Here is a 14811-nt window from a genome sequence, read left to right as displayed (position 1 = left end):
GATTAGCAGCTTTCTTTGCTTTTGGGTCGTGATTGTCTGCGTTGGCATGCGCTTGCCTCAGATTAGAGGCATAGAACAGCACACCTCCTTTCACGCTGCCGGATCCGCCCCTTGGATACCTCGCTGAGCTTTCATACCACAACGCATTTTGTGCCAAAGGGGCTGAAGTCATGTTGTGGTCAAATAAAACTCCCGGTGCCGCACACCGGGAGTTTTGAGTTTTTGGTCGCGGCCCGGGCAGATCCCCGGGTGATGCACCCGGGCCGCATTGCATCCTGTTCTCGACTCCGTCACATGCTTGTCATCTGCCGTTCATCCCGTTAAAGCGAAAGGAAATTGCACCGAATTCGCGGCCCCGCCGAGCCGAGTGAAAGCGATCCTTGGGGCCCAACATATTCCCCGCATAGCCAATCAGATTTGCACCGAATTTCTCCTTGATGTCGTCACAGGCATGGGTCAGCGCGTCGCGATCCTGACGCGGAGCAAACAGCTCCTGCTGCAGCACACGCGCCATCGGCACCAACTGTGAAACATCCACTCCGACCAGCCGCACGGGCCGCGAAGGATCATAGATCTCTTCGAATATCTTTTTCGCCGCCATGAAGATATCCGACTCCATGTAGACGAAGCGCGCGAGCTTTCTCTGCTGATGCACCGTTTCGAAGCCCTTGTAGCGAATTTTCACCGTCACCACGCGACCCGTCAAACGGGCTGTGCGCATCCGGCGGGCAACTTTCTCAGCCAATAACATCATTCGCCCGAGAATTGCATCGGCAGACGTTTGATCTTCGTGGAACGTCGTCTCGTGGCTCATGGATTTTTCCGGAGGCAGCTCGTCACTGCGCATAACGGTGCTGTTGCCTCCGCCCCGCGCGAGCAGCTGCAGCTCGGGGCCGCGCACGCCGAGCTTCCTGCGCAGAATCTCCGTCGGATAGATGGCCAGTTCGTGCAGCGTGCGAATCCCCAAGCCGTGCAGGACGTGACTGGTGGCCGGGCCGATGCCGTTCATCTCTTCAATCGGAAGCGGTCCCATGATTTCGCCAATCTTCGACGGCGGAATATGCGTGAAGCCGCGCGGTTTGTTCATACCTGAGGCAAGTTTCGCCACGCAGCGCGAAGCCGCCGCGCCGACGGATGCCGTGACTCCCACTTCGCGTTCGATGCGCTCCTGAATTTCATGGGCCAATGCTCCGACACCCGGCCAATGCCAGACGACGTCGGTCACGTCCATGGCGGCTTCATCAATCGAGATGAACTCCACGCGGTCGGTGTAATCAATCAGCACGTCCCGCACCCGCCGCGACGCATCCACGTAACGGCTCGTATCGGAGCGCACACAGATGGCCTGCGGGCACTTCTGCAGAGCTTCGTGCATGGGCATTCCTGAGCGCACACCGTACTTGCGGGCTTCGTAAGACGCCGTCGTGACGATGCCGCGTCCGCCGGGAGATCCGCCGACCAGAATCGGCTTGCCGCGCAGGTTTGGATTGTCACGCATCTCGACGGCGGCGAAAAATTGATCGAGATCGACGTGGAAGATGACTTTGCTCATAGTTCTGCTCACTTCGGACGGCAGGTGTGCCGCCGCTACGCATCTGTTATGTTTCGTGTCTCAGGCGTTCCATCCGCCAGGCTTGGGATTCGTTGTTGAAGGACAGCTCATAGACCTCAGGACCGTCACAGTTGACTGAAAAGAAGTGATACATAGAGGAACCATCCTTCTGTTTCCATGTCCCGTTGATGCGGAACACTTTGTAGACACGTTCGCGCCAACGGAACTTCAGCGGGGTTAACTTACCGTGCTGGAAGAGGGCGATAACTTCTATGGGATCAAACAATTCAGTGCCATCCATAAGAGTCTAAACATATGTTCAAATTACCTGTCAAAAGAAACCGGCGAAGGCCGGCATGAACAACTGTTCAAGGGACAAGATACAATATCAAAAGAGCAAAGTCAAGCGGGTAGACGGGGCAGGTCCCCGTTTTCTGTGGTCGTCTGTATTGCGCTGGCTTGTGTTCGCCCCGCGATCGGAGTTACTTAAGTTGGTTCAAGACGATAGGTGGTTGCTGAGTCGCCAAGACACTGAAGCGTGGGCGGGCCACAGTTGGCCAGTCTGCCCGGTTCCTCCGGTTCGGTATCCTGGATGGTTAGCTGGGATCAATATACGATAATTTGAACGGATGGTCAAGGTAAATTTTCATTTTATTGGACTTAACAAATATTTGTTCTGATTGATATTAAGGAGAAAGTTGGGGGAAAAGAGGCGAGGACGACGGGATGTGTAGTGTTACACAGAAAAACAGGCACGTAAGTGCCTGTTTTATCATGTCGGGGCGACTGGATTCGAACCAGCGACCCTCTGCTCCCAAAGCAGATGCGCTACCGGACTGCGCTACGCCCCGATATCAATGCGAACTTTGAATTTAGCGGAGTTTCGGGTGAGAAGCAAGCGGGGTAGCAGAGAGTCAAGGCCTGAAGGAGATCCTGCCGCAGATTCCCTGAAATGTGTGCTCGCAAGTCGTCATAAGTCTATTTTTATTAAATTATTATGATCCCCGTTGGAACCTCGCAAAGATCCAGAAAGTTCAACATAGTGACTGCTATGACAACGTATTGCTGGGCAAGTCCGACTGAAAGCTCTTTTCACAAGGAACGATGAACATGAACAAAGGCAGGAGAACAAACATGAACAAGCTACGCAACCGCATGATGGCAGTTCTGATCGCAGCAGGAATGACCATACTGCTTGGAGCAGGCTGCTCGGGTGAAAACGATGATCGTGCCCCGTCCGTTCAACCTACGAGTGAAGACAGAGACGACATTGCCGAGGACTTTGGAACCGCATTGGCAAGTGATGAAGAAGGCATGCTCAGGATGTGGCGCGGCGAGGGCGGCGGGTTCAATGTCAGCGAACGTGAAGGAGAACGCGCCTTAGACGACACGCTGGTGGTTCAGCGTAACGGTTTCACGTTTGTAAAGATCCGGAATTTCTACGATGTGAATGACGTGTGGTCGGAGTTTTATATTCCGGGTGTCACGGCGCGCATGGAGCAGACGCTATCGGTCGAAGGAACGCGCGAGAGTAACAGCGGAAACCGCTCGGTGACGGTTGCCCACTATGACACCATCGCAGTTGACGGATTGCTTCCAATCTTCGATGTCTGGACCGTCAACGGCCAGGGAGAGCGAAACACCGAGGGTGAATTCCGCTCGCGTTTCCGTCAGAACGTGCGCACGTTCGAATCACACTATGTTTGGACCGTGACGGACCTGGAATGGCACACCAACCGGCTTGCGTATCCGTATCCGCTCGACGGTGAATTGGCCGTCAACGGAGTCTGGATCAACACGCACACAAATCCTGGTCGAGATGTCGAGAGATCCGTGCACTTTTCGTTCGTCATCTACTTCGATGGCACCCGCTACGCTCAGCTCGTCTTCGCGGGCGGGGGATCGTATTGGATTGACTTGGAGAACGGCTGGTGCTCGCATCTAAGGCCGGGCGGAAATGGATAATGCATTAGTAGAACCGTGAGTATTGAAGCGGCCCGCCACTCATGTGGCGGGCCGCTTTGCCCTCAATACATTCTGCCCGAACCCGTTACACGGCTGCCATCGAGGCGCGGTCGGAGGCTTGGCGGCGGCTTGTGAATTGATTCAACAGTTCACGGAGCTGTGAATCGCCGTTGGAAACCACCCCCCGCTCCTGCAGGAAGTTCAATACAGTCTGATAGTCTTTATTGGCAAGGCGAAGATAGCGCTTGACGGTGTTTTTGGAGAGATTGAATTCACGCGCCGTTGCACGGATGCCACTGCCCTTCAGCAGACTGCGATAGATCTTCTCGATGGTGTCCCAATCGAGCCGGCTGTCCCAGAAAGGCGTGCCTTTGAGCTCACTGAAGGTCCGGCCGCACGTCTTGCAGATCAGCAGACGAACTTGTTTGCGACCGTAACGCGTGTAGAGATTGATATTACCAGCGCCGGTCTTGTTGAAGTCCGGGCAGCTTGGATTCTGACAGGGAAATGTGTCCAGGTTCATGATTGACTCACCCGGTTCGTTAAAGGCTTATTACCGATTGAAGTATCGGCAATTCGGCGCCAAGTCTTTAATACGACTGCACCACTTGAGTCCACTTATCTCGAGTGCTTCAATTGTAAATATATATTAAATATTAAATTATGATAATGATGACCCAGAGCATCCTCATTGCTTTATTCGGCGCGATTAGGTATTTTCAATACTTACACTATTGCCTCCCATTTTACAACCTCATAAGTTCCTGCTATGCAAGCCATTCAGAAGAGTTCTATCGATCCCGGCCTTACTTATCTTAGTAACGCAAAAGTCCCCGAAGCCACAACGCCCCACGACGTCATTATCAAAGTCCGCGCAACCGGGATCTGCGGAACTGACGTGCACATTTATGCCGCCAAGCCATCTCTCATGAACAGAATGCGTTCCCGTCTGCCGTTGACGATTGGCCACGAGTTTTGCGGCCAGATCGAAGCAATGGGTCGAGGAGTGGAGGGCTTGGAGGTCGGCCAGTTTGTTTCCGCTGAAATGCACTGGACTTGCGGACAATGTTATAACTGCCGCACCGGCAACGGCAATTGGTGTCTTTCGCAAACAGTCGGTGGAATAGATCAACCCGGGGCCTTCGCGGACTTTGTAAACATCCCCGCATCCGCAATAGTTCCCCTCCCCCCTGACCTGCCATTGGAAGTCGCGGCCTATCTTGATGCGATCGGCAATTCTGTCTATACCGTTCGCAGCGTGGATGTAGTCGGTAAGGACGTGGCGATCACCGGCGCCGGACCACTCGGAATTCTGGCTGTGGCGTTGTGCCGAATCATGGGTGCAAAGAAGATCTATGTGACCGACATATCCGATTACGTTCTCAGAGTCGCTAAAGATGAAGGCGCAGACGCCGTGTTCAACGTGAGTGACGAGAGACAACACCAAGAATTCTTGAAGATTTGCACAGCGGATCAGGGTAAGCGCGGCGTGGATGCCGTGTTGGAGATGTCCGGTGCTCCTTCCGCTTATGCAGACGCTTTGCAAGTGCTGCGGATGGGGGGCCACTTCGTGCTACTCGGGCTTCCGTCGGGAGACATGTCCATTAACTTCTCGTCAGACGTCGTCCTGAAAGGGATCACGATTCACGGTATCTTCGGGAGGCGCATCTTCAATACCTGGATGGATATGCTGGCCCTGTTGCAGGGAGAGTTCCTCAAGACTGCTAAGCGAGTCGTCACGCACCACTTCGCCTTAGCCGATTTCGAGCGTGGTTTTCAGACGAAGCTTGCGGGTGAGGGCTTGAAGGTCGTGCTCTATCCCGGTGGACTTCCCAAGGCTGCCTAAGTGGTCCGACCAGGAACTCCTTCCCCACCTCCCGTGACTGACGAGAAGCTCTCGCTGGGCACACGAATCAGGCGTGCCGTTTTGGGCAAACGCCGGAATCCGTTTGACCCTGCGGTGTTTCACAGCATGTCGCTGATCGCGTTTTTCGCGTGGGTGGGGCTGGGAGCCGACGGAATTTCATCCGCTAACTACGGCCCGGAAGAGGCATTCCTCGCGCTTCGCGGCGTAGACTTTCTCGCTCCCCTGTTGGCAGTTATGATTGCGGGAACGGTGTGGATCATCTCGGCGGCCTACATGCAGGTCATTGAGTTTTTCCCTTCCGGCGGCGGAGGCTATCTCGTTGCCTCGAAACTGCTCTCGCCGCAAGCGGGCGCGTTGGCAGGATCGGGTCTGGTTATCGACTATGTATTGACGATAGCGGTGTCAGTCGTGGCAGGCGTTGACGCGATCTTCTCCACTCTGCCGGTTGAATACGGCGGTTATCGGATGATCGTCGCGATCTGCGCAGTCCTGCTGCTCGTGACCATGAACCTGAGGGGACTGAAAGAGTCAATACTGATTCTGCTTCCGATCTTTCTCATCTTTGTGGTGACGCACGTTGGTCTGGTTACCTACGGTTTCTTCAGCCATTTGCCGGAGTTTCCGGCGCGTGCTGCGGAGAGCATCGCACATGGGCAGGATGTTTATCGTCAAGAGGGCTTGTTCTTCATTATTGCCGCGTTGATGCATGCCTTCTCGATGGGAGCGGGCACCTTGACCGGTATCGAGGCTGTGGCCAACGGAATGCTGACATTGAAGGAGCCACGCGTCAAGACGGGCAAGCGGACCATGATCTACATGGCCACATCTCTGTCCTTTCTTGCCGCATTTCTGCTCTTGAACTACTTTCTGTGGCAGACTCCGGAGCACGAAGATCGCACGTTGAATGCGATGCTGTTCGGCCAGATCACGGAAGGTTGGAGCGTCGCCGGCCTCAATATCGGCTCAATCTTCGTGACCACAATGTTGTTTTCAGCGGCGCTCCTGCTGTTCGTTGCGGCACAGACGGGGTTCATCGGCGGGCCGCGCGTACTCGCGAATATGGCTGAAGACTCGTGGCTGCCGCACCGTTTTGGGCATCTATCCGAACGACTTGTCACCCAGAATGGCATCCTGCTGATGGGTGCCGCCGCCACAGGGTTCATTCTCTACGCGCGGGGCAATATTACGGTGCTGGTGTCGCTCTACGCGATCAACGTGTTCATGGACTTCACGCTTGCCCAAGCAGGAATGTCGCGGATGTGGTGGAGCAAGCGCAAGGAAGACTCTACATGGTTCAGACATTTTATCGTCTGTTTCATTGGTCTGCTGGTCAGTGCTCTACTGCTGGTCATGATGGTCGGCATCAAGTTCACCAAAGGCGGCTGGCTGGTCATTCTGATCACGATTCTTCTGTTGGCGCTCTGTTTGAAAATTCGAAACCACTATCGGCAAGTTGAAGCGAAGGTGAAAGAGCTGGACGACATTCTCGGCACGCTTGACCTTGGCGATTCCACCGTAAGGGCCGAGCCGCTCAAACCGAGTGAGCCGACTGCCGTGGTGCTGGTGCAGAGATTCAGCGGACAGGGAATACACTTGCTGCTTTCAACTCAGCGTTTGTTTGGAGGACGATTCAAGCAGTTCGTGTTCGTCTCCGTCGGCGCCATTGACACCGGACGCTTCAAGGGTGCACAAGAGCTCGAAGCCTTGAACGCTCAAGTGCAGAAAGAAACAGAGAAGTACGTCACGCTTGCCCGTTCGTACGGCCTAAAAGCTGAAGCCAGAACAAGTTGCGCGATCGATTATATGGCTGAGATCGAGCGTCTTTGTCTTGAAGTTCATGAGGACTATTCGAATTCAGTCTTCTTCGCAGCACGGCTCCTTTTCTGGAAAGATACTTTCTGGACGCGGATCCTTCACAACGAAACTCCGATGACCTTACAGCGCCGATTGATGTTTCACGGCCTGCAGTTCGTCGTTCTCCCTGTAAGATTGCAATAGGTAAAGTGAATTATGTACAATACCATTAAGGACTACTTAGCTACAGAGCTCTCCAGTATTCAAGAGTCGGGTCTTTTCAAATCCGAACGGATCATTGAGTCCCCGCAGGGCGCGGAAATACGCGTGAAACAACGGGACGTACTGAATTTCTGTGCCAACAACTACCTCGGTCTGGGCGATCACCCCGCACTCATCGAGGCCGCAAAAAGCGCGCTCAATGAGCGCGGATACGGCATGTCTTCCGTCCGCTTTATCTGCGGGACACAAGACATTCATAAGCGACTTGAGAACAAGCTTGCGAAATTCGTAGGCATGGATGATGCGATTCTCTATTCTTCCTGTTTCGACGCCAATGGCGGATTGTTCGAAACCCTGATGAAGGAAGAAGACGCTATCATCACAGATGCTCTCAATCACGCTTCGATCATTGACGGAATCCGTCTTTCCAAGGCGAAGCGATACATTTACAAGAACTGCGATATGCAGGATCTGGAAGCGCGTCTGAAGGAAGCACAGGATGCACGCTTTCGACTTGTAGCGACTGACGGCGTGTTCTCGATGGACGGGTCGTTGGCTCCGCTTCCCGAAATTTGCGACCTTGCGGAGAAATACAACGCGCTGGTCATGGTGGATGACTCGCATGCCACAGGATTCATGGGCAAGCATGGCCGCGGCACTCACGAGCATCATGGAGTCATGCAGAGAGTGGACATCATCACGTCTACTTTAGGGAAGGCGCTGGGCGGTGCGTCAGGAGGATTCACGGCGGCAAGACAGGAAATCGTAGAATTACTCAGGCAACGTTCGCGTCCATACTTGTTCTCGAACACCGTACCTCCGCCAATCATCGCCGGTGCGTCGGTTGCCATTGATATGCTAAGCGAAACGACCGCGCTTCGTGACAAGCTCCACTCGAACACGAAGTATTTCCGAGAGGCTATGACAAAGTCTGGTTTTGACATCAAACCCGGTGAGCACCCTATCGTGCCAATCATGCTTTACGACGCGCACAAAGCACAGGAAATGGCCGCAGCGATGCTTGAGGAAGGCGTGTACGTCATCGGCTTTTCATTCCCTGTCGTTCCCAAAGGCCAAGCACGAATTCGCGTGCAGATTTCCGCGGCGCATGACGGTGATCATCTCGATACAGCGATCGCAGCTTTCAAAAAGGTTGGGAAATCGCTGGGAGTTATTCGTTGACCGCATTGGCAAGCGTTGACTTTGCTGAAAACAGAAGGGCCCGTCACTAGACGGGCCCTTCTGCACAAAACACTTAGCTTAGTCGAGTGGAAGCCAGAGCGTCTGATCTTTCCGTGCATTATGTCGGCGCGGTCTGGCGGTAGAACGCAGCTTGCGATCCGGCAGTTTCGACTTATCACGCTTGACATCAAGCAACGTCTGCTGCTTTCCAAGCCCCCCCTGTCGCGCCTTCCTGACAAACTCCGCGTTCAGTTCGAAGAGCAGGTAGTTCCGTTCGTGTCCATCGCCTTCATGGTGACTGGCGGCCTGACATGCAAGTCCTGTGCTGCCAGTTCCGGCAAAAGGATCGAGCACAATGTCGCCCGGGTCGCTACTCTTCTCAATTAAGACACGCAGCAGTTCCACTGGCTTCTGTGTCGAGTGAAAACGTTGCGCCGAAGGTACGTTGTCGCATTCCATCACATCAGAATCGCGCTTGCCGTTCAAATGCCTCTTACCTTTTGCGGCGAACACGATCATTTCATACTGTGGCGCGTATGACCCGTTTAAATCTCCGCTTCCGTGGTTGTTCTTCACCCAGATCAGACAGTTCTTCACGTCAAAGCGACGGGCAATCTCGGTGTAAAAGACGGGATATGTGTCAAAACGGATGAAACAGTAGAAATGCGTGTCTTGCTTTAACACACGATGAATCTCGTCCACCCATTCGGCGACCCATTCGAGTGATACATCATTCGCAAACTTCGGGAGCTTCTCACGCGCGACACGGCGATTCGACTGATAGTCGATGCCATACGGCGGATCCGTCACAACTAAATCGACGGACTCGTCCGGTAATTGCCGCAACAGCTCAAAGCAGTCGCCGCAGGTGATGGTATTCAGCCAGTCTTCGCGAATCGTCATAGCTCCTCAGAGAGAGGGTCACCTCACGAAATACCGCGGTGACCCAGATTCTGCCTCAGTTTGCAGGAATTCTAACTCTATTTAAAACCCAACATGCTTTTGAATACGTGTCCCGCAAGCGCAGGATTCTCTTTGAGACGGCGGGTCGAGTATCCGTACCATGCATCGCCATACGGGACGTAGATTCGCATGCGATGTCCACGGGAGACAATCTCATCGCGCAAGTCCGGCAAGACTCCCAAGAGCATTTGATACTCGTAGTTCTTTCGCTGTACGTCGCACGACTTCACGATCTTCTCTGATTCATCTACAAGAAAACGGTCGTGGGTTGCGATTCCAACCTGCGCACCGCCGGCAAACATGACTTCAAGAAGTCTCAGGAAGTTATCTTGAATTTCCCGTCTGCCTTTGTAGGCAATAGACTCCGGCTCAACATAGATACCTTTGCACAGGCGGATGTTAGTCGGACCACCGTCCATCAATCGCTTCACATCATCCATCGAACGCTTGAGATACGCCTGGATCACGATCCCGAGCTTGTACTGTGATCTGAACTCGTTGTAGATAGCCAGAGTCTCAGTGGTATACGGCGAATCTTCCATATCAATGCGCACGAAGGTATTGTGCTGCGCGGCAGCATCCAAGAGAACCCGCAAGTTCTTGCGAGCGAGGGCGGGGCTGATGGACAAACCTACCGCAGTCAGCTTCACGGAAACGCCTGTGTCGAGCTTATGCTCTACTACCGCATCGAGTAGCTTCAGGTAGGCGTCAATGTCCTGCGAAGCTTGTGCAGGGTCCGAGACAAACTCGCCCAAGACGTCAACAGTAGCTTTCAGTCCACGGGAGTTCAGATCTTTCACCACGCGGACCGCGTCTTCAAGTTTTTCGCCTGCGATGTATCGCGATGCAATAATGCGTACGACGCGTTTCGGAACCAGTGGAAGCGTCGCAACAACAAACCTATCCAGAAACGGCATAAATAAAGAAGTTAGAAGCGAACCATTGCGCTGAGCATCATCCCCGGACTTTCCTCCGGCGTCAGCGACGGTGAGATATCGATCTTGAATAATTGAGCGTCAACATAAGCATCGCCAAGTGACAGCAGTTTGACGGCAGCAAACCACCAAATCATCTTATTTCGGCTGCTACGATAGAACCGTTCATTCTCGAACATGTCAGCCTTCTTCGCGGCCATCATACGGTCATTATAGCGCGAAATGCCAATCATGAATGAAGCTTCCGTAATCAAGAACGCAGCCGACTTTAAATAGGCTTCGTTGTACAATTGACCCCACCCGGGAACTGCCAGAGAGCGAAACACCGCACCTGTTGTGCTCTTCTTTGGCTTACCGGGATCGGTGCCTAATTGCGCAACTGCCAAATCAGAGAGAGCGAGGCAGGCGAGCAAGGCAACTACGGCAGAAGGGCGATGCATTCAATTTCCACTAACACGTCTTTCGGCAGGCCAGCTACTGCGACCGTGCTCCGTGCAGGTGGATCGCTCTTGAAATGCGCTGCGTAGACTTCATTCACGGCAGAAAAGTCGCTCATTGACTTGAGAAAGATCGTGGTCTTGACAACACTTTCAAATGTCGTGCCTGCGGCGGCCAGTAATCCACCGATGTTCCGCATAACTTGTGCGCATTGCTCTGCAGCATTGCTTCCGACAATCTCCATCGTCGAAGGATCGAGCGGAATCTGACCGGCACAAAACACGAAGTTACCGCTTGCCTTGACCCCTTGACTGTATGGTCCAATTGCCGCAGGGGCTGACCTGGTACTGACGATCTCGCGCTTCATCTATTTGATCTCCCTGAAATCTGCATCTTCAATGTCATCATACTTGCGGCCACCTGCTTGATCGTGAGGCTTGCCGCCCACTCTCGTGTTAGGACCCCGTGGTCGAAACAAGTTCAGCAAAAGCCGTACCGCCAACACAGCAGCAATGACTATCAAGAGCATTCTCAACATCTTAGATATCCACCGGGTTGAAGTAGCGGGTTCCGACCTGTTCACGTTCAATCTCTGCAGTTATGGCGGCAAGGTGTGCTGAATTGTTCACAAAATCAAGCTGCGTCGTGTTAATGATCAGCAGCGGTGTCTCGTCGTAACTGAAGAAGAAGTGATTGTACGCTTCATTCAAAGTACGCAAATATTCTTCCGAAATGTCCCGTTCATAGGGCCGGCTTCGTGTCCGTATATTCTTCAGCAACCGTTCCGTAGAACTCTGCAAATAGAGAACGATATCCGGTTTTCTGACGCGAACTTCCAGCAGGCCCATAATTTTCTCATAAAGCGCAATCTCATTCTCGCTCAAGTTAATATATGCGAAAATGCGATCCTTCGGGAAAATGTAGTCCGAAATCAGTGCGGAGTGAAAGAAATCCGGTTCCGGCAGCTCCTGCTGCTGCCTGAACCGAGACAGCAGGAAGAAAATCTGAGCTTGAAATGCGTATCGTCGAGGATCCTTGTAGAACTGAGCGAGGAACGGATTCTCTTCGTGATTCTCAAGCACCAGCCGGGCGTTCAATTTCTCAGAGAGTATTCTTGCCAGCGATGTCTTGCCGACACCGATTACACCCTCAATTGCAATATAGCGATGCTTGGTATACATTAAGGTACGTTGGAGTCCAAGCTTCTGATAATGTTGGTGTGTTCCAGACTTTTTAGCAAATCAATGAACCTGACTCGCAATCGCGGGTGTGTTTCTGAAGGAATCAGTTCACAGAGCGGACCGAGGTAGAAATCGCGGAGATGCAACCGGGGGTGAGGCAAAGTAAGCTCTTCACTATCCAGCACTGTTTCACCCCAAAGCAACAAATCGAGATCGCACGCGCGAGCCGCTCCCTGCTTGTCCGTGACTCCGCCAAGTCGCTGTTCAATCGATTGAAGCGTACGCAGAAATTCGGGTGCGCCGCCCATGCGCGGGCATTCAAACACCGCGTTTAGAAAGCTCCCGCCCTCGACATTCTCAGCCGGACGCGACTCAACGACAGAAGAGACTCGAAGGATTCCTACACGCTGCTCAAGTTCGGCATATGTGTGTTCGAAACTCTCCGTGCGATCGCCAAGATTACTTCCGAAGCCTATGTACGCGTGTTCAATCACCTCGGCGGCGCACGATCTCCACTTCTACTCCGCGCAGGACCCCCCCCATCGGTACGTGCGGCTTGCGAACACGAAGCACAACTTCTTCTATCGCCTTGAACTTCAACAAGAGCGCCTGTGCCAATTCGGAGGCACACGTTTCCAAAAGTTGGTACGACTGCGCAAGGAATGCCCGTTCAACTTCGCGATACAGCAGCGTATAGTCGACCGTCCAATGCAAGTCGTCGCCGCCACCCCGTCCACCTCTGCCAAAATCTCCAGCAACTTCACAGTCGATTTCAAAGAGTTGCCCAAGAGTCCGCTCTTCTTCGAGCGCACCGTGATGTGCGTACATCTGGATGCCAAGCAAACGGATGCGGTCCAGATGAGCGTTCATGCCAGATTCCCGGCTTGAAACTTCTGTCCGCTGGCAATCGATTCAACTATTGAGACCAACTGCCTTATCATTTGCTCAAGCTCCTTCAGTGGTAGCATATTGGAGCCGTCCGACAGCGCGTGTTCAGGATCAGGATGAGTTTCGATGAACACAGCCGAAACAGCACCAGTCGCGACGGCTGCGCGGGCAAGAGGAGCGATAAAACGAGGGGCTCCCCCCGAAACGCCGCTATCTCCGCCCATTCGTTGCACGCTGTGCGTCGCGTCAAAGACCACAGGATAGCCGAGGTCGGCCAACATCACCAACGATCTCATGTCCACTACCAAGTCACGGTATCCAAAACTTGAACCTCGCTCGGTAAACATGATCCGGCTGTTGCCGGTTGAGGCAATTTTGTCGGCTGCAAACCGCATGTCCTGCGGTGCTACAAACTGTCCCTTCTTCACGTTCACGGCTTTGCCCGTCTTTCCGGCCGCGACCAGCAAGTCCGTTTGGCGACACAAGAACGCCGGAATCTGAAGGATGTCGACTACCTCGCCGACTGGTGCAGCCTGCTCGGGCAAGTGAATGTCCGTTGTGACGGGCAATCCTGATTTGCTGCGGACCTTCTCCAAAATACGCAGGCCCTCTTCCAAGCCGGGTCCGCGAAAGCTCGTTACTGATGTTCGGTTTGCCTTGTCGAAACTTGCCTTGAAGATCGGAAGTACCCCAGTCTTCGTGGCTATTCCCGCAAATTCCTCTGCGATGTTCAGACACAAGTCCTCTGACTCAATAACGCAAGGGCCTGCGATTATCGCCAAGGGATAAAACCCGTTGCCAATGTCAGCTAAGTTTGTCAATGATCGCTTTGGTTATGTCAGCAGTACCGTGGGAGGATCCTGGAAGAAGATCCGGCGTTAGATACTTGCCTTCTTTCAAGACTGCGCGCACTGCTTTGTCCACTTTCGCGGCTGCTTCATGCTCACCAATGTGCTGGAGCATCATTACTCCAGCAAGGACAAGCGAGATCGGATTGGCTATCCCTTTGCCCGCAATGTCCGGAGCGCTACCATGGATCGCTTCGAAGATTGCAGCTTTATCGCCGTAGTTTGCTCCCGGCGCAAGCCCCAGCCCACCGATCAGTCCGGCTGTCAAATCGGAGACAATGTCGCCAAACAAATTCGTCGTCACAATCATGTCATAATTGTGCGGCTTACGCACCAGCTCCATGCACGCCGCATCGATGATTCTCTCTTCGGCATTAATCGCGGGATAGTCCGCAGCAACTTCCCGAAACGACTCAAGGAAAATCCCGGAGAACACCTTCAGGATGTTTGCCTTGTGTACACAGGTTACCTTCTTTCGATCATGCTTGCGAGCCCACTCAAACGTGTATCGACAGACTTTCTCCATCGCAGACCGCGTGTTGCATGCCACAACGATTGCGGCCCGTTTATCGGGGTCAACGTACATCTCCTGACCGGTGTAAAGGCCTTCTGTATTCTCTCTGACCACTACGATATCTGTGTTCGGGAACGGCGTGTTGATGCCTTCGAAGGATACACAAGGTCTAACATTCGCAAACAGGTTGTACTGCTGTCGAAGCGCCACATTTACGCTTCTGTACCCTCCGCCAACGGGCGTGGTAATCGGTCCCTTGAGCACAACTCCGGTTCGATCTATTGAATCACTCGTTTCCTTTGGCAACGGGTCCTTGCCAGCAGCAATGGCAGCAAGACCAGCATGACACACTTCCCACTGAATGATCACGCCAGTTGCCTCTATGATGGCAACTGCCGCCTCGGAAATGGAAGGCCCGATTCCGTCGCCGGGTATTAATGTTGCTCGATGAGTGCGCTGCAC

Annotated in this window: 17 protein-coding genes and 1 tRNA gene; 4 read left to right on the top strand and 14 right to left on the bottom strand. The window is 53.4% G+C overall.

What is annotated here, in order from left to right:
• Positions 1-301: 301 nt before the first annotated feature.
• From dinB to KJZ99_11720, 3 genes are all read right to left on the bottom strand, one after another.
• On the bottom strand, positions 302-1552 hold the full coding sequence (dinB, locus tag KJZ99_11730; protein MCL4306571.1) for a DNA polymerase IV: 1251 nt from the start codon (positions 1550-1552) through the stop codon (positions 302-304).
• Positions 1553-1598: 46 nt separating this feature from the next.
• Positions 1599-1838, bottom strand: coding sequence for a hypothetical protein (locus tag KJZ99_11725; GenBank protein ID MCL4306570.1), 240 nt, complete (start codon positions 1836-1838; stop codon positions 1599-1601).
• A 491-nt stretch (positions 1839-2329) separates the two neighbouring features.
• A tRNA-Pro gene (locus KJZ99_11720) sits at positions 2330-2403 on the bottom strand.
• A 283-nt stretch (positions 2404-2686) separates the two neighbouring features.
• Between KJZ99_11720 and KJZ99_11715 the strand changes: the two genes are divergently transcribed.
• Entirely contained in the window at positions 2687-3517 is an 831-nt protein-coding gene (locus KJZ99_11715) for a hypothetical protein (GenBank protein ID MCL4306569.1), read from the top strand.
• An 85-nt stretch (positions 3518-3602) separates the two neighbouring features.
• Here the strand turns inward: KJZ99_11715 and KJZ99_11710 are convergent, their stop codons facing one another.
• The gene (locus KJZ99_11710; GenBank protein MCL4306568.1) at positions 3603-4040 is read right to left on the bottom strand and encodes a helix-turn-helix domain-containing protein; all 438 of its coding nucleotides are present in this window, start codon (positions 4038-4040) and stop codon (positions 3603-3605) included.
• 246 nt (positions 4041-4286) lie between these two features.
• Here KJZ99_11710 and KJZ99_11705 point away from each other — a divergent pair, with 246 nt between their 5' ends.
• From KJZ99_11705 to kbl, 3 genes are read left to right on the top strand one after another with little or no spacing between them, the layout of a single operon-like run.
• Entirely contained in the window at positions 4287-5363 is a 1077-nt protein-coding gene (locus KJZ99_11705) for an alcohol dehydrogenase catalytic domain-containing protein (protein ID MCL4306567.1), read from the top strand.
• Between the two features lie 33 nt (positions 5364-5396).
• A complete protein-coding gene (locus KJZ99_11700) occupies positions 5397-7382 on the top strand; it encodes an APC family permease (GenBank protein MCL4306566.1) in 1986 nt (661 codons plus the stop codon).
• Positions 7383-7394: 12 nt separating this feature from the next.
• The gene (kbl, locus tag KJZ99_11695; GenBank protein ID MCL4306565.1) at positions 7395-8582 is read left to right on the top strand and encodes a glycine C-acetyltransferase; all 1188 of its coding nucleotides are present in this window, start codon (positions 7395-7397) and stop codon (positions 8580-8582) included.
• A 78-nt stretch (positions 8583-8660) separates the two neighbouring features.
• Here the strand turns inward: kbl and KJZ99_11690 are convergent, their stop codons facing one another.
• The 10 genes from KJZ99_11690 to KJZ99_11645 all read right to left on the bottom strand — a co-directional run bounded on the left by KJZ99_11690 (position 8661) and on the right by KJZ99_11645 (position 14811).
• Positions 8661-9485: a site-specific DNA-methyltransferase gene (locus KJZ99_11690; protein MCL4306564.1), complete on the bottom strand. Its 825-nt coding sequence runs from the start codon at positions 9483-9485 to the stop codon at positions 8661-8663.
• A gap of 77 nt (positions 9486-9562) precedes the next feature.
• The gene (locus KJZ99_11685) at positions 9563-10462 is read right to left on the bottom strand and encodes a proline dehydrogenase family protein (GenBank protein MCL4306563.1); all 900 of its coding nucleotides are present in this window, start codon (positions 10460-10462) and stop codon (positions 9563-9565) included.
• A gap of 11 nt (positions 10463-10473) precedes the next feature.
• Positions 10474-10920: a hypothetical protein gene (locus KJZ99_11680; GenBank protein ID MCL4306562.1), complete on the bottom strand. Its 447-nt coding sequence runs from the start codon at positions 10918-10920 to the stop codon at positions 10474-10476.
• Entirely contained in the window at positions 10899-11285 is a 387-nt protein-coding gene (locus tag KJZ99_11675; GenBank protein MCL4306561.1) for a RidA family protein, read from the bottom strand. Before KJZ99_11675 ends, KJZ99_11680 begins: the two co-directional genes overlap by 22 nt.
• Positions 11286-11456, bottom strand: coding sequence for a hypothetical protein (locus KJZ99_11670; protein MCL4306560.1), 171 nt, complete (start codon positions 11454-11456; stop codon positions 11286-11288). It lies immediately after the preceding gene.
• A 1-nt stretch (position 11457) separates the two neighbouring features.
• Complete coding sequence (locus KJZ99_11665; protein ID MCL4306559.1) at positions 11458-12099, bottom strand: deoxynucleoside kinase; 642 nt, start codon at positions 12097-12099, stop codon at positions 11458-11460.
• Positions 12099-12593 carry a 2-amino-4-hydroxy-6-hydroxymethyldihydropteridine diphosphokinase gene (folK, locus tag KJZ99_11660; protein ID MCL4306558.1) on the bottom strand — a complete coding sequence of 165 codons (495 nt, stop codon included), beginning with the start codon at positions 12591-12593 and terminating at the stop codon, positions 12099-12101. Before folK ends, KJZ99_11665 begins: the two co-directional genes overlap by 1 nt.
• Positions 12586-12969 (bottom strand): dihydroneopterin aldolase, encoded by a 384-nt coding sequence (folB, locus tag KJZ99_11655; GenBank protein ID MCL4306557.1) that lies wholly within the window; start codon positions 12967-12969, stop codon positions 12586-12588. Before folB ends, folK begins: the two co-directional genes overlap by 8 nt.
• Positions 12966-13808, bottom strand: a complete 843-nt coding sequence (gene kdsA / locus KJZ99_11650; protein MCL4306556.1) for a 3-deoxy-8-phosphooctulonate synthase — start codon at positions 13806-13808, stop codon at positions 12966-12968. The genes folB and kdsA overlap by 4 nt, the downstream gene beginning before the upstream one ends.
• Positions 13792-14811, bottom strand: a complete 1020-nt coding sequence (locus KJZ99_11645; protein MCL4306555.1) for an NAD-dependent isocitrate dehydrogenase — start codon at positions 14809-14811, stop codon at positions 13792-13794. The genes kdsA and KJZ99_11645 overlap by 17 nt, the downstream gene beginning before the upstream one ends.

The organism is bacterium (genome assembly GCA_023382385.1).
Classification (GTDB): Bacteria; Electryoneota; RPQS01; order RPQS01; family RPQS01; genus JABWCQ01.
Note: the sequence above shows the minus strand (reverse complement) of the source record. Positions and strands in the feature narration are given on the sequence as shown.

What these genes read in the sequence shown, in the direction of transcription:
- dinB (MCL4306571.1), bottom strand. Translation starts at nt 1,552, where the DNA reads ATGAGCAAAGTCATCTTCCACGTCGATCTCGATCAATTTTTCGCCGCC.
- KJZ99_11715 (MCL4306569.1), top strand. Translation starts at nt 2,687, where the DNA reads ATGAACAAGCTACGCAACCGCATGATGGCAGTTCTGATCGCAGCAGGA.
- KJZ99_11710 (MCL4306568.1), bottom strand. Translation starts at nt 4,040, where the DNA reads ATGAACCTGGACACATTTCCCTGTCAGAATCCAAGCTGCCCGGACTTC.
- KJZ99_11705 (MCL4306567.1), top strand. Translation starts at nt 4,287, where the DNA reads ATGCAAGCCATTCAGAAGAGTTCTATCGATCCCGGCCTTACTTATCTT.
- kbl (MCL4306565.1), top strand. Translation starts at nt 7,395, where the DNA reads ATGTACAATACCATTAAGGACTACTTAGCTACAGAGCTCTCCAGTATT.
- KJZ99_11690 (MCL4306564.1), bottom strand. Translation starts at nt 9,485, where the DNA reads ATGACGATTCGCGAAGACTGGCTGAATACCATCACCTGCGGCGACTGC.
- KJZ99_11685 (MCL4306563.1), bottom strand. Translation starts at nt 10,462, where the DNA reads ATGCCGTTTCTGGATAGGTTTGTTGTTGCGACGCTTCCACTGGTTCCG.
- KJZ99_11680 (MCL4306562.1), bottom strand. Translation starts at nt 10,920, where the DNA reads ATGCATCGCCCTTCTGCCGTAGTTGCCTTGCTCGCCTGCCTCGCTCTC.
- KJZ99_11675 (MCL4306561.1), bottom strand. Translation starts at nt 11,285, where the DNA reads ATGAAGCGCGAGATCGTCAGTACCAGGTCAGCCCCTGCGGCAATTGGA.
- KJZ99_11670 (MCL4306560.1), bottom strand. Translation starts at nt 11,456, where the DNA reads ATGTTGAGAATGCTCTTGATAGTCATTGCTGCTGTGTTGGCGGTACGG.
- KJZ99_11665 (MCL4306559.1), bottom strand. Translation starts at nt 12,099, where the DNA reads ATGTATACCAAGCATCGCTATATTGCAATTGAGGGTGTAATCGGTGTC.
- folB (MCL4306557.1), bottom strand. Translation starts at nt 12,969, where the DNA reads ATGAACGCTCATCTGGACCGCATCCGTTTGCTTGGCATCCAGATGTAC.